This is a genomic window from Methanosalsum zhilinae DSM 4017, from assembly GCF_000217995.1.
Taxonomy (GTDB): domain Archaea; phylum Halobacteriota; class Methanosarcinia; order Methanosarcinales; family Methanosarcinaceae; genus Methanosalsum; species Methanosalsum zhilinae.
Window position 1 is genome coordinate 1,568,814 of record NC_015676.1, and the last position, 12,862, is coordinate 1,581,675.

The 12,862-nt window shown below is 38.4% G+C and carries 15 protein-coding genes and 1 pseudogene; 7 read left to right on the plus strand and 9 right to left on the minus strand.

The window, feature by feature from the left end:
- Positions 1 to 73: 73 nt before the first annotated feature.
- The 3 genes from MZHIL_RS07280 to MZHIL_RS07290 all read right to left on the minus strand — a co-directional run bounded on the left by MZHIL_RS07280 (position 74) and on the right by MZHIL_RS07290 (position 3,177).
- On the minus strand, positions 74 to 2,380 hold the full coding sequence (locus tag MZHIL_RS07280; protein ID WP_013898726.1) for a PocR ligand-binding domain-containing protein: 2,307 nt from the start codon (positions 2,378 to 2,380) through the stop codon (positions 74 to 76).
- Positions 2,381 to 2,389: 9 nt separating this feature from the next.
- Positions 2,390 to 2,677, minus strand: a complete 288-nt coding sequence (locus MZHIL_RS07285) for a PAS domain-containing protein (RefSeq protein WP_013898727.1) — start codon at positions 2,675 to 2,677, stop codon at positions 2,390 to 2,392.
- Between the two features lie 266 nt (positions 2,678 to 2,943).
- Positions 2,944 to 3,177, minus strand: a complete 234-nt coding sequence (locus MZHIL_RS07290; protein ID WP_013898728.1) for a hypothetical protein — start codon at positions 3,175 to 3,177, stop codon at positions 2,944 to 2,946.
- A 57-nt stretch (positions 3,178 to 3,234) separates the two neighbouring features.
- Between MZHIL_RS07290 and MZHIL_RS07295 the strand changes: the two genes are divergently transcribed.
- From MZHIL_RS07295 to MZHIL_RS07315, 5 genes are all read left to right on the plus strand, one after another.
- Positions 3,235 to 3,666, plus strand: coding sequence for a nucleoside deaminase (locus MZHIL_RS07295; RefSeq protein ID WP_013898729.1), 432 nt, complete (start codon positions 3,235 to 3,237; stop codon positions 3,664 to 3,666).
- Between the two features lie 246 nt (positions 3,667 to 3,912).
- Positions 3,913 to 4,494 carry a nitroreductase family protein gene (locus tag MZHIL_RS07300; RefSeq protein ID WP_013898730.1) on the plus strand — a complete coding sequence of 194 codons (582 nt, stop codon included), beginning with the start codon at positions 3,913 to 3,915 and terminating at the stop codon, positions 4,492 to 4,494.
- A gap of 30 nt (positions 4,495 to 4,524) precedes the next feature.
- Positions 4,525 to 5,232: a pirin family protein gene (locus MZHIL_RS07305; RefSeq protein WP_013898731.1), complete on the plus strand. Its 708-nt coding sequence runs from the start codon at positions 4,525 to 4,527 to the stop codon at positions 5,230 to 5,232.
- A 127-nt stretch (positions 5,233 to 5,359) separates the two neighbouring features.
- Complete coding sequence (locus MZHIL_RS07310) at positions 5,360 to 5,752, plus strand: DUF61 family protein (protein ID WP_245527534.1); 393 nt, start codon at positions 5,360 to 5,362, stop codon at positions 5,750 to 5,752.
- Between the two features lie 154 nt (positions 5,753 to 5,906).
- Positions 5,907 to 6,200, plus strand: coding sequence for a PLDc N-terminal domain-containing protein (locus tag MZHIL_RS07315; protein WP_013898733.1), 294 nt, complete (start codon positions 5,907 to 5,909; stop codon positions 6,198 to 6,200).
- A 344-nt stretch (positions 6,201 to 6,544) separates the two neighbouring features.
- On the opposite strand, the gene MZHIL_RS07320 is transcribed toward MZHIL_RS07315, so the two are convergent.
- From MZHIL_RS07320 to MZHIL_RS07340, 5 genes are all read right to left on the minus strand, one after another.
- Positions 6,545 to 6,796, minus strand: a complete 252-nt coding sequence (locus MZHIL_RS07320; RefSeq protein ID WP_013898734.1) for a hypothetical protein — start codon at positions 6,794 to 6,796, stop codon at positions 6,545 to 6,547.
- 20 nt (positions 6,797 to 6,816) lie between these two features.
- Positions 6,817 to 7,890 carry a PASTA domain-containing protein gene (locus tag MZHIL_RS07325; protein WP_013898735.1) on the minus strand — a complete coding sequence of 358 codons (1,074 nt, stop codon included), beginning with the start codon at positions 7,888 to 7,890 and terminating at the stop codon, positions 6,817 to 6,819.
- Between the two features lie 16 nt (positions 7,891 to 7,906).
- Positions 7,907 to 8,284 carry a hypothetical protein gene (locus MZHIL_RS07330; RefSeq protein ID WP_013898736.1) on the minus strand — a complete coding sequence of 126 codons (378 nt, stop codon included), beginning with the start codon at positions 8,282 to 8,284 and terminating at the stop codon, positions 7,907 to 7,909.
- A gap of 102 nt (positions 8,285 to 8,386) precedes the next feature.
- A complete protein-coding gene (locus MZHIL_RS07335; protein ID WP_013898737.1) occupies positions 8,387 to 8,998 on the minus strand; it encodes a hypothetical protein in 612 nt (203 codons plus the stop codon).
- Between the two features lie 213 nt (positions 8,999 to 9,211).
- Positions 9,212 to 9,946, minus strand: coding sequence for a SagB/ThcOx family dehydrogenase (locus MZHIL_RS07340; protein WP_245527535.1), 735 nt, complete (start codon positions 9,944 to 9,946; stop codon positions 9,212 to 9,214).
- A gap of 272 nt (positions 9,947 to 10,218) precedes the next feature.
- Between MZHIL_RS07340 and MZHIL_RS07345 the strand changes: the two genes are divergently transcribed.
- The gene (locus tag MZHIL_RS07345; RefSeq protein WP_013898739.1) at positions 10,219 to 11,070 is read left to right on the plus strand and encodes a phosphate ABC transporter substrate-binding protein; all 852 of its coding nucleotides are present in this window, start codon (positions 10,219 to 10,221) and stop codon (positions 11,068 to 11,070) included.
- Positions 11,071 to 11,537: 467 nt separating this feature from the next.
- On the opposite strand, the pseudogene MZHIL_RS10355 reads toward MZHIL_RS07345, so the two are convergent.
- Positions 11,538 to 11,723 (minus strand): annotated as a pseudogene (locus MZHIL_RS10355) (zinc ribbon domain-containing protein); the annotation flags it as partial.
- Positions 11,724 to 11,873: 150 nt separating this feature from the next.
- On the opposite strand from MZHIL_RS10355, the gene MZHIL_RS07355 reads away from it, so the two are divergent.
- A complete protein-coding gene (locus MZHIL_RS07355) occupies positions 11,874 to 12,659 on the plus strand; it encodes a helix-turn-helix transcriptional regulator (RefSeq protein WP_013898740.1) in 786 nt (261 codons plus the stop codon).
- Positions 12,660 to 12,862 lie beyond the last annotated feature (203 nt).

A 12,862-nucleotide genomic window follows, 5' to 3' on the forward strand; every position in this document is an offset into this window, starting at 1 on the left:
ACCTAACCCACAATTAAAAATATCAATTTTCATCAAAGGGTCTGGAGTTACAGGAACATTCCAGCAAAAGAATCTATTTCTCTTGATTCCTTTTTGTATCAATGGTGAAAGTAAATGTACTGCCTTTGTCTTCCTCACTCTCGACCCAGACCTTTCCATTATGCATTTCAACATACTGTTTTACAATGGCCAGGCCAAGTCCTGTACCATCATATTTTCTTTTGATTGATCCATCTACCTGAGTAAACAGATCAAATATATTTTCCTGCATGTTCAGAGGTATCCCGATACCTGTATCAGAAACTGAAATCACAATTCCACCATCGTCCTGCTTTATAATAACCGATACCTTACCGGCTTCTGGAGTAAACTTGATAGCATTACTGAGAAGGTTAAACATTATCTGCTTCAGCTTTGTTCTGTCAGCAAACACCCTATCATTTTTTACTTCATCTACTGTTTCAATATCTATCTTCTTTTTGGCAGCAAGAGGGTACATGGTTGCCAGAACCTCTTCAATCAGATAGCTTAGACAAAATATCTCTCTATCAAGATACATTCTACCTGCTTCTATCTTAGAGAGGTCAAGGATATTATTTATCAGTTCAAGGAGATGATTACCATTTTTGATGATGTACTCAACAAAACCCAGCTGCTTCTCATTCAGTTCACCAAACATCCTGGTATTCAATAATTCTGAAAAGCCGATTATTGCTGTAAGAGGAGTTTTGAGTTCATGACTCATATTCGCCAGAAATTCAGACTTGGTTTTGCTGGCCAGCTCAGCGCCTTCTTTAGCCTGAATCAGTTTTTCCTGAGCATGCCTGAGCTGGGTGATATCACGCTGAATTCCAACATAGGCATAAGCTACACCATCCTCAGATTCCAGTGGCATGACTTTATATTCACAGATAAATGTTGAACCATCCTTTCTTCGGTTAAGGGACTCACCACTATATATCTGTCCTGAAGCCACCGTTTCATATATTTCATTTTGGATCTCATTCGCCATAGGTTCTACATTAAATATATGAGGGGTCTTGCCTCTGAGCTCCTCTAAACTGTACCCAAACATCTCTTCGGTCTTTCTGTTAGCGTAGGTGATTTCAAAATTTGCATCGGTAGCTATTATCGAATCAGATATATTCTCTGTAATAGCACTCTGAAGCCGGATCTGTTCCTCAGCCAGCTTGCGTTCGGTAATATCTGCAATATGTCCAACGACCTTGACCACACGACCGTTTTCCAGTACCGGTTTGGCCATAGTCTGAATCCAGATCCGATACCCATCAGTTGTAGTAAGAGGAAATTCAAGATTGTATGGCTGTGCTTCCTCCACACACCTTCGAAATGCCGCCTCAATAACCGGACGATCTTCCGGATCATAGCAGGCAAGGCTTCGTTGGATATGTTCAGGAGAACCTGCAGCAAACTCTCCAGGCATCATCCCATGAATTCGATAGGTCTCATCAGTCCAGGTCATGGTTTCTTTCACAGCATCCCATTCCCATCCACCCACCTTCACCAGTCTTTCAATGGAGTCCAGAAGATCACGGCTTTCGCGAAGAGCTTCTTCGGCCTTCCTGTGTTCATCCAGAGTTCTGGTAAGCTGGACAGTACTGTAACTGAGCGACAGTATCATCCGGGTGATCTTTAAATAGAAAGACATAATCTCGTCTGCCTTTTCACGGGTAAAGCGGGGAACCTTATCAAGAGCAGCAAAGTATTCATCCTCATCAAACCCATATTTTCTGGCATGCATGCGAAACTGTTCCAGGTCCAGTTTTTCATCAGCATACAGATACTGTCCAATGAAAAAATTACCCAGATGATGTCCACACACCACAATAGGGGTGGCCATATCCCACAGATTGTTCTTGCAACGATACTTCTTAAAGGTGCCTGGAGCTATATTTCGAGTAAGGATGGTATCGCTCTGAATACAATTCTTCAGTGTATCAGGGTGACGTCTGTGGAACCTTGTACAGATATCCTGCCATCCGACACTCACCAGCACATTTCCGTTGATATCTACTATAGCGCTTGCTATGCCGGTAATACGATTAAAATCCTCCATCATGGTCTGGAATGCAGAAATATCTATGATCTCTGAAAGATTCAGTATACAGGAATCATCTTTCTGCTGGGATATATCCACAATTTTCTGCCCTTCTGCCTCTAAGCTGGAGAAATTCAGTTCTTCTAACTTCCCCTTCAGCTTTGTGATTGTAGAATCATCTTCTGAAGATACGGTATAATGTGATACACCCTCTTTTATCATATTCTGAATACTGGTCTGCTCCTCAGAGAATTTGAACTTGGTGATGTCCTGAAGTACTATGGCAAAACTATCCCTATCAATCCTGAATGCAGTGATCATACAATGCTTCTATGAAGGAATAAAATAATTTTCAAAGCTGACAGGTTCACCATCGATTACCACCTTCCCTAAAGTTTCTATCAAAGGTGTATCTTCAATACCTGGAAAAATTTGTGTAGCTCTCTTTCCAATGATCTCAGAAAGCTTGATGCAGGCAAGTTTTTCAAAAGAGTTATTTGCCTCAAGAAACACAAAGTCTACCGGTCTATCATGTTCATCCAGAATAATTCTGTGAATTGCTATGCCATCTAGAGCATTTACAAAGATGCTACGATATTTATCTTCACCCATCCTCATTGTTTTTCTGCATCCTGGAACAGATATATACACAACAGATATCGCCACTGAATTGCTGTAAATTATGTAGTTGTATAGTTATGGTTTGGTTAAAATGCAAAAAGAAACTGTAAATAACTTACAGCAAAGTCACGGAGTATCTGGAATCAATTTCATATAAAAGAACACACTAAATAAATAAAAACTTTTCATTGTATAATTATTATAATTTAATTTCTAACAGTGAAATCCTGAAATCAGTTAAAAGGTCGGCTCCTTAAAGCAATTTATTCATCAGAATATTTATTTTCAGCAAATTTCCAGCCCATATAACTGATTAATAGTGCTAAACCAATCGGAATCCAGGATATATCTGCTCCAAATATGAATCCTTCAGACGATACATCGTATACAAAATGCACCACCAACCAATCAACGCCATAAATCGTTCCAGCCAGATTAGAAATCACCAGAGTTAAAACAAATCCCAGAATGGAGATAAGTCCAGATATATATTTCATAATGGCTATAATCTTTTTTGCTATATAATATTATACTTAAAAAGCTGAGGTATTTAAATGGATAAATTCATGAAAGCAGCTATTGAAGAGGCAAAAAAAGGATTTTTGGAAGGAGGCATCCCAATAGGATCGATTCTTGTCAGAAATGGTGAGATAATCGGCCGGGGCCATAATATGAGAATTCAGAAAAATGATCCCTTAGCTCATGCAGAGATCATCTGTATCAGGAATGCCGGAAGGATTGGAACGTACAGTGACACAACACTATATTCAACATTGATGCCATGTTATCTATGTGCTGGTGCTGTCGTTCAGTTTGGTATTAAGAAAGTGATTGTTGGAGAAGCAGAGAACTTTAAAGGCGCATCCGAATTCATGAAAGAACATGGTATTGAAGTAATAAACCTAAATGACTCTGAATGTAGAGAAATGATGGGAAAATTCATACAGAAAAACACAGATATCTGGTATGAAGATATTGGTAAATGATTTCACAGGTTACTAAATTGAATATATTAATGTGAGTGAATAAATATTCATAAAGCCTATTTTTCTACAATCAGGATATAAATGCATATTCCGGACCACAGATGCCCACCGAACCAACAGAGTAATCGAAAAGGATAAGAAGACAGTTGGACTATATAGTTATGATAGGTCAATCCAGAATAACGTTTTATGGATCAACGGCTTTGTTCTATCTCAAATATGTACTTAATTGGTGGGGAGTGAAATATGACAGACACTAAAGAGTGTGTACTGAACAGTATCAAAACAAGAAGAAGTATCAGAGAATATCAGGACAGGAAAATATCAGATGAGATCATCAAAGAAATAATTGATGCAGGCATTCATGCACCAAATGGACTAAATTTCCAGCCATGGTTCTTTGCAGTTGTCAGGAACCGGGATATACTAAATCAAATATCGGATTTCTCAAAGCCTCTGCTGTTACAGATGCTGGAAGGTAGTACTCAGGAACAGGCCCAGAAGTACATGAACAAATTGAAGGATAAAAATTATGATATTTTCCATAATGCACCGGTGCTCATCATAGTTTTTGGTGAAGAAAAGGATGATATGAGTTATTATGGCTGTTCTATGTGTGCTCTTAACATGATGCTTGCTGCACATTCCATGGGTATTGGAAGTTGCTGGATAGGGGGAGCTGCTCCTCTCCAGCAGAACAGGGAACTGATGCAAAAGCTGAAGGTTCCTGAAGGATACAGGGTGATAGCACCTGTAGTATTTGGTTATCCAGAAAAGATTCCAAACTTTCCCGGCAGAGATGATCCGTCTGTGGTCTGGATAAATTGATATGATCTTTGAGAATAAGAGGCATTCAGTATGATACACATAAAAAGATCTGATGAAAGACATTTCTCAAACCGAGGCTGGTTAAAAACATACTGGCTTTTTTCTTTTTCGGATTATCATGACCCTGAGAATATTCACTTTGGAAGTCTTAGGGTATTCAATGATGACCTTATAGAAGCTGAAAAGGGATTTCCTGAGCATCGCCATGAGGAAATGGAAATTGTGACAATAGTCCTGGATGGCGAACTTACTCACCAGGATAATATGGGGAACAGAGATGTGGTCAAATCAGGACAGGTTCAGTGGATGTCAGCAGGAACCGGAGTGATTCATTCTGAGTTCAACAATGGAGATAAGCCTGTACATCTCTACCAGATATGGATATTTCCACGAACTAAAGGCCTGCAGCCTGAATATCATAAAAAAGAATTCTCACAGTCTGACTGGAAAAATAACTTACTTCCGGTGGCTTCTGGCCAGGATTTTTCTGGATCTTTGCCAATGCAGGCAGATGCAACTATCTTCAAATCTCATATGGACACAGGAAAGCAGTTTGAATATAGAGCAGGCAGGAGTCGACACATCTTTGTTTATCTGAACAGCGGAAAGATGATGGTTAATGGCAAAAAGATTGAAAGGGGTGATCAGGCCCAAATTACAGATGAGGAGGTACTTGAATTTAGAGTCATGAAGGATACTGAGTTTGTTATGATTGATGTTCCACCCTACAATGAGTAAGCAGGCAAAGCAGATCAGTCAGCAGGTTTGATATCCTATAAAATTAAAACTAATTATATTGAAATAAATAAATTCAATTTTGAATAACATGTTGGGAGGATCAGGAATCAACAACGATTCGGTCTTTATGAGATGGATGAGAGTTGAACTGGGCAAGCTCAACAGAGGAGTAGTAGCAAACCGAAAAACTCTTTCCCAGTTGCTTCTGGAAGAAAGACCGTCCTCTGTAACAAAATCGGGTGATGAGTACCTGTTCAATGAACAAATAATAGAAATGCTGGCTGAAAAGCTGCCGGGAGAGATCCATGATAATCTAAAGTTTCCGATATTTTTCTTCAATACTATTAAGGTGGATGAAAGCTGCTACCTCAATGATAAATACGCCCTGCGAGCACTTCAGATACTGGGGGAGCTGGGAGAAAGTAGGAGTCTGCATGAAGGAAAGGTCTGGGTTGGTAAATCAATAGCATATTCAATTATGAAAAAGTATCCAAGTGCCATACAGATAGTAGTGGGATGATCCGGAATTCAAATTTATCAGTTATCTGATTCAAATGTTTTTAATAATCAAAGAGGGATATAGAACAAGGTAATAAAATGGCAAAATTTAACATGTTGTGTACTTAACACACTATAAAATAGATCATAGGTTTCTCTAAAAGGATGTTTGAAATATGAAAAAAATAGATCCCAGAGTACTCATATTGCTGGCTGTATTTGCTGTGGTCATTTTTTATCTGATCATGATGGGACAGTTCCGAATCATAAATGTGAGCATAGTATTTCTTTTATTTCTGGCACTGACAGTGTTCTGGCTGTGGATGCTTGTAGATTGTGCAACAAAGGAGACAAATGAAGGAAATGAAAGGTTGATCTGGATTATCATAATAGTTTTCACTCATTTTATCGGTGCCCTGCTATATTACTTCATTCGAAGACCAAAGCGCAAGGAAAAATTTGACTACTGATGACAGCTTGCAAATAAATTAAAATTCTCCTGAGCTAAAGGCTCAGGTGCTTCCTTGGACCGATTCCTTAAGGAATCTGATATCACAGTTCATACCTAACTGGAAGGCAACGAGCTATGGGAACCCTTTACGAAGACCCCTATCCCATGGGCGTCCAGTTTAAATTCCTTTTGACTTGATTCTCGCCATCGGTTAACTACATACACATTCAGACTTATTTATAATATAGTTGACGATTACATCCCCTATGCTAAAGACATAGGGGTTTTACGCTCCGTTTATAATAATAGAGGAAATGCAAATCAAGCAGTAATTACACATTTTACCAGGATGGGAGTTAAATTTCAGTTAATACCAGAAGTTTTCTTTACAATCCGCTTCACTTTCCTGCCTCTAAAATTAACGGCTCCAACAAGCTGAACATGTGGATTATTTCTTAGTCTATCAGCATGGACACTGTTAAATGTGGCAATTATATTCCTGTTTGCAACAATATCAACTCTTGCACCAGTTTCTGCAAGAATTCTGATAACTCCTTCTATTTGGGATAAATTTGCAGTATCTTTAATTTTTATTAGATGTGTCTCAGCAGGCATGCTTAAATCTTCCTGAAATATTATTTCTTAAAGGAATGGAATTTATTTTTTATATGGTCACCAGACAGAATTCGCTCTGAGTTTCTTATATTTTCCTTGACATCTGAATCATTAACATCTTTACCAATAATCTTTCCATTCATCTTTTTCTCTGACACTGCCACATCCAGATCAATATTAGAACCGGTATCAACATGTTCTCCTGGAGACACTGACTGGTTGAGCACTGTTCCGGTATTTGAAGAATCCTCTCTTTCAGTTATTTTTCCGGCATCAAGCCTGCCCTCTTTCAATATTCTTCTGGCACTTTTTAGATTCATACCCACAACATTTGGAACTTCAACCATCCTGATTTTGGATATAACCAGATCTACAGGCTCTCCGGGTTTTGCAACTGAGTTGCCGGAAGGTATCTGGGAAATCACTGTTCCCTGTGCAAGTTCACTTTCAGTTTCAAGTATTTCACCTATAGCAAATCCAGCATTCTCCAGTTTTGATTGCGCAATGTCGAGATTCATTCCAACCACATCAGGAACATCTACATAATCAGAAAATACAGAATCTTTTGATAATGAAGTGATACTGAATTCAATCTCACTCAGATTACCAGGAGGTATCACATCATCTGCTTTTGGAAGCTGGAAGCTTATTTCTTCGTCCCTGACTGCAATATTCGTTTTAAGCCTGATATTCATGGAGCTTACATGATAGTCCTTTTTTGAAGATTCAGTACTAAGAGACATTTCCATATTTTCAATAGAATCGCGAAATGCCTTTACAAGATTTGAGGAAGACAGTTCATATCTGGTGCGGGAAAGCTGTTCCAGTTTCTTTTCAGTTTCAGCCTTCTCTTTAGTTATTTCTTCCACTCTGCGGCTTATGGAAGTATAATCATGCTTTAAGTCCATATTTTCCTTTTTGAGCTGTTCAAGTTCACGATTCTTAATCTCGATTTCCTTTCTAGATGTGTTCAGTTCAGACTCTATATTTTCAATGTTTTTCAGTATCTGATCATAGCTCTGCCTTCTCAATACAGTATTAGCTGAACTGGTCAAACGTTCAATATTCTGCCTGAGTTCTCTAATATCACTCATACCTGACAAGACCCCCTCATTGAGGTTCTACCTTACTGGATGAAGGAGGGATCGATATTATCCTTGCCTTCAGTACACTTGAACCTTCTACAGCATATGAATTAGTTGAAACATAAGAAGCATTGAGTGGTGCTGCACTTAGCACTCGCCTATAACCTCTTAGCTGATTTTTAGAATCCCTTTCCTCTTCATATTTCATTGTGAGAGCCATTTTAAGTTCAAGATCAACTTCAGGTATGTGGTACCATGTCGCATCCAGGTCATAATTCTTTAACACCTCGTCACTGGAAAGTTCAATTTGAGTGTTGATGGAATTGCGATCAAGTTCCCTCTGAGTAACTGCAATGGACCTACCCACTTCACTCAAGATTGTTGCAAGGGGACTGACCAGCACCTCTTCAATATTTTTATTGGTTTTAACTGACAGAGCAATACCTCCATTGAATAAATTAAATGATCAATGTAATCTTACCTACATTGACCATATACACCTGTATCACTGACCAGAACTTTCTTTTACCCTCACGGTCGGAACAGCTCTCTCCGGTGGCGGCACAGGCCTTAAGGTTGTACGCAGCAGGCTGGTACCTTCTTCACTGAAAGTGTACTTTGATTTATATGATGCATTGTAGGTAGAAGTATATGCAACGTTTGTAGTGTTTTCATAACTTACTTTACCCTTACCAAACAGCAGTCCTGCAAGACCACTGGACTTATAGCTTCCACTTATCTTTGACTGGTTGGTAAATTTGAATTCCCTTCCGTATTTTCTCTCTGTTGAGTGCTCGAGTTTCATTGAGATGGTCATTTTAACCTCAATGATTGATTCGGTAAACTCATAGAAACGGGGTTCCAGACCATACGTTAGCAAAGACATTGGCCGGTCATTGGTAACCACTTCTGTGGCAGTAACGTTCCCATCTTCATCAACAGTTTCTTCTATGTAAAGAATCACACTTCCGGTTTCAAGTTCGGTTTCTGCAAGAGCCTGTGCTACATTGATAGAATTTATATCCAGAGCAGTCTGCCCTTCTGCAATGGCAAAAGCCATTTCCTTAATCATGTCCCCGAATGGAACATCCAACAATTTCTGACCCACTGATACCATAAAATACCTCCACAATTCTTCTGATTTAATGTACAATAAATAATGTATTCATGTACAATATTACAATATATTATGTACACTGATATAATATAAATGGCCATGATATACGATATTGAGATCATAGAATTTCCAGTATGAAATTTTAAAATTTGTTTATTATAATCAGAAATATATACTGTTTCAGAACAGAAAAAAGAAAAAATGGACACAGTATTACCTGGGATGACCCACAGGGATTATGTACAGTGGATCATGGCTGGCAGGCATGCTGAGAATCCGTTTTATAGCATCATCCTCAAAAGCACCTATTACCACCATACCAAGATCCATTGCTGCTGTCTGGAGATACAGGTTCTGAGCACTGTGTCCGGCTTCCATATGGACATACATGATTCCCCGATCCCCGTATCTTCCTGTTGTACGGGAGTAATCTGCAGCTATTATAATATTAACCGGAGCTGTGTCTATAGGAGACTGTCGAAGTGCTGCAGAGTAAAGATCCTGGCGTACATCCCCTGTGTACACCAGTTGAAGGCTGTGTTCTGCCGGATTGTACCGATATACTCCTACCGGAATATCCTCATCTCCTACCCCGTCTGAACCGGTTACAATGTATACCTCAAGAGGGTATGTAGCACCAGCGGATGGTGCTGACCTGAACATTCTTGTTTCATCGGTTATTCCCTGTGCAGCCCACATAATCTGAGAGATATCTTCAGCTGCCAGAGGTCCATCTGTAAAGCTTCTTATTGAACGCCTCTTATCAATTGCCTCTTCCACCGAAACATCGCCCTTTAGTGCAGGTTCAGGCAGCATTATGACCTCAGAGCTATCAGGCAAAGAGTTCTGAGAATCGCTTTTTGGCCATATGGCCGTCATACCCACTGCCACCATAAAAACTATCAATGCCATTATTTTAGCAACCGTTGATTTCCTGATCCATACCATAATTATATTGCCTCCATTCCCCAATGAAATTGTTCTGGCTATATTATATTTATTTAGTTGAGTAAATACTTCACCCCTGCAACCAGAATAAATGACCAGTACAGAATAATCCGTAATCATTCAGGTTGCACAAAATAAAATATACATATAATAAATATAGATATATATAGAAATGACGAGTATATATAATATATCCGGCGATACTATATATAATTCCGACTTCTCTATACCCGCAGTAATGTTAGAAATAAAAAATGGAGAGTATGCTGTAAATGACTAAAAATTTCAAAATTTATGCAATTCTTTCAATAATGCTAATAGGAATTGCTTTTGCAGGTATAGGATGTTTAGAACGCCCAGATGATGATAGAAGCATAACTGTAAGAGGATCCGATACAGTGCTTCCACTCTCACAGGCAGAAGCTGAGGCATATATGGACAAGTATCCTGATGACAGGATAAGTGTAGGAGGTGGCGGATCAGGTGTCGGAATTGCTGCTATGATAGATGGTGAAATTAATATCGCAATGGCTTCAAGAGAAATGCGCCAGTCTGAGATAGATAGTGCAAACCGCAACAATATATACCCAATAGAACACACGATTGCATGGGATGGAATTGCTGTTGTGGTTCACCCTGAAAATCCTGTAAAGGAACTTACTTTTGATCAGCTTAGGGGAATATATAACGGTTCCATCAGCAACTGGGAAGAAGTAGGAGGTGAGGACCGCAGAATCAGTGCAATAACCCGTGACAGCAGCTCAGGAACTTATGCATTCTTTAGAGAGGTTGTACTAAAAAATGATGAATACAGACCAGATGCTCTTGCCATGTCTGCAACTGGTGGTATTGTACAGGAAGTATCTCAGAACAGGGGAGCTATCGGATATGTAGGATATGCCTATCTGGACCAGAGAACACATGCACTATCACTGGATGAAGGTAACGGTTATGTACCCCCAACTGCAGAATCTATCCAGAGTGGAGATTATTCGCTCGCAAGACCCCTCTACTACTATACCAAGGGAGAACCTGAAGGACTCACAAAAGATTTTCTAGATTTTGTCCTGGGTCCCGAAGGCCAGGATATTGTGACTGAAGTCGGATACTTCCCAGCAAGATAAAACTGGAAAGGAGATTAGAAATAAAGGATTTGTATTATCATACAATTCCACTTTAATTTTTTATATTTAAAATTATTTATTGATTCAAACTCAAAGCATCTATGATAGCAACATATTTTGATCTTAGAAAGGATGATACATTAATGGGAGGGTTCTTCTGGCACCATCGTTGACAATACCAGAAGTGACAAAATGGGATTCTGGCTATAAAAGCCATCATATGTAGCAATATATGGGAATTTAGAGCCACATATTCGAGTATGGATTGTCAAATGATATATATAGGTTTTGATTCAAAAAGCCAGATTATACAATTGTACCAGACAAAACTTTTTATTACCACCGTATATCATATGAATCTTCACAGAAAGGCCACATGAACTACACCTGAGCTAAAGACTTGGGTGCTTCATCCTTTGAACTTCTGTTCACAGGTCCACAGGCTCTCCCCCCTCGTTTCGAAGGTGTCAAAATCCAATTAGATTTTGTTTATCAAGTGCAAGTTTCTTGATGTTGATAGCAGCATTGATGCCTCCATCATGGTTACTTTTACAATCTGGACAGTTCCATTCCCTGTCTGCTAATGTTAGTTCCTTGCTGTAATATCCACAAATATTGCATATTTTGGGAGATGGTTCAAATTGTCCAATTTTTTTATTCTTGATCTTAAATGAACTGTTGCAAAAAACATATATATAAAATAATATAATGTACAATAAAATTTTATAAAGAATATAACAATAATCAACCTGATAGTTCATCTCTGCAATTATATTCAAAAAAAGCTTTTGATTGTGACCTTTATGAAACATTCATTGCTTGATATTGTAATAAATTCAAAAAAGAGAAGAAATGTCCTTATGCTCCTGAACGAAAGAGACAGGAGCGCAGATGAGATCAAAAATCTCCTTGATGAAACCTCCAGTTCAATAATGCCACAGATTAGGATACTTGAAGAAAATGATCTTGTAGTGCAGGAGAATGGAAACTATCGTTTATCTGAAGTGGCACATGTAATCATTAATAACATGAAGCCTTTTGTAGATTCCATTAGATTGTTTGATCAATACCCGGAATACTGGACAAAGCACGACATCAGGAGATTACCGAAACATCTGCAAAGAAGGATTGCAGAAATAAAAGATTATAAACTGCAGAAACCTGACCTCAGCCACCTGTTTGAACTTCCGGATAAATTGGTAGAAGATATATTAAAGTCAAGTAAAGTAATGATATTTTCATCCTTTTTCCATCCAGCATATCCAAAATTACTGCAAAAACTTGCAGATGAGGGAACTGAGATTTCGATTGTACTTACCGGATCAACAATTGACAGGTTCAAAATAGATCACATAAATGAAATTAATGATTTTTTAAAACTTGAAAATACCAATATTTATTCATATAAAGGAGAATGCGGTGTCGAAGCTGTTGTAGTAACCAATACAATGATGATCATGCGGCTCTTTTTTAGTGATGGTTCTTTTTCCCATACACGAATAATAAGCCATGACCCATCCTCTATCAAATGGGCCAGAGAATTGTTCATATATTATAAAAATTCATCTGAAAGTATAGAAAAGATATGAACATGGTATGTACATATTTTCCCAATTTTCTTAGAGATACCGGAAAATGATACAATAAATGGTCGAAACTTGTATATACGATAAAAGCCAATATATTGTTTGATGAGCGGTTAACTCTTTTTGTAAAAATAACCCCCACTCCCCAATCCGCTCATCATATTACTCTCATTCAATAACCATTTCAGGTAGCTAAAGTTCATAAA

Coding starts and splice junctions, on each gene's coding strand:
- MZHIL_RS07290 (WP_013898728.1), bottom strand. CDS start 3,177: ATGAAATATATATCTGGACTTATCTCCATTCTGGGATTTGTTTTAACT.
- MZHIL_RS07345 (WP_013898739.1), top strand. CDS start 10,219: ATGACTAAAAATTTCAAAATTTATGCAATTCTTTCAATAATGCTAATA.
- MZHIL_RS07320 (WP_013898734.1), bottom strand. CDS start 6,796: ATGCCTGCTGAGACACATCTAATAAAAATTAAAGATACTGCAAATTTA.
- MZHIL_RS07280 (WP_013898726.1), bottom strand. CDS start 2,380: ATGATCACTGCATTCAGGATTGATAGGGATAGTTTTGCCATAGTACTT.
- MZHIL_RS07325 (WP_013898735.1), bottom strand. CDS start 7,890: ATGAGTGATATTAGAGAACTCAGGCAGAATATTGAACGTTTGACCAGT.
- MZHIL_RS07300 (WP_013898730.1), top strand. CDS start 3,913: ATGACAGACACTAAAGAGTGTGTACTGAACAGTATCAAAACAAGAAGA.
- MZHIL_RS07315 (WP_013898733.1), top strand. CDS start 5,907: ATGAAAAAAATAGATCCCAGAGTACTCATATTGCTGGCTGTATTTGCT.
- MZHIL_RS07340 (WP_245527535.1), bottom strand. CDS start 9,946: ATGGTATGGATCAGGAAATCAACGGTTGCTAAAATAATGGCATTGATA.
- MZHIL_RS07295 (WP_013898729.1), top strand. CDS start 3,235: ATGGATAAATTCATGAAAGCAGCTATTGAAGAGGCAAAAAAAGGATTT.
- MZHIL_RS07285 (WP_013898727.1), bottom strand. CDS start 2,677: ATGAGGATGGGTGAAGATAAATATCGTAGCATCTTTGTAAATGCTCTA.
- MZHIL_RS07335 (WP_013898737.1), bottom strand. CDS start 8,998: ATGGTATCAGTGGGTCAGAAATTGTTGGATGTTCCATTCGGGGACATG.
- MZHIL_RS07310 (WP_245527534.1), top strand. CDS start 5,360: ATGAGATGGATGAGAGTTGAACTGGGCAAGCTCAACAGAGGAGTAGTA.
- MZHIL_RS07305 (WP_013898731.1), top strand. CDS start 4,525: ATGATACACATAAAAAGATCTGATGAAAGACATTTCTCAAACCGAGGC.
- MZHIL_RS07355 (WP_013898740.1), top strand. CDS start 11,874: ATGAAACATTCATTGCTTGATATTGTAATAAATTCAAAAAAGAGAAGA.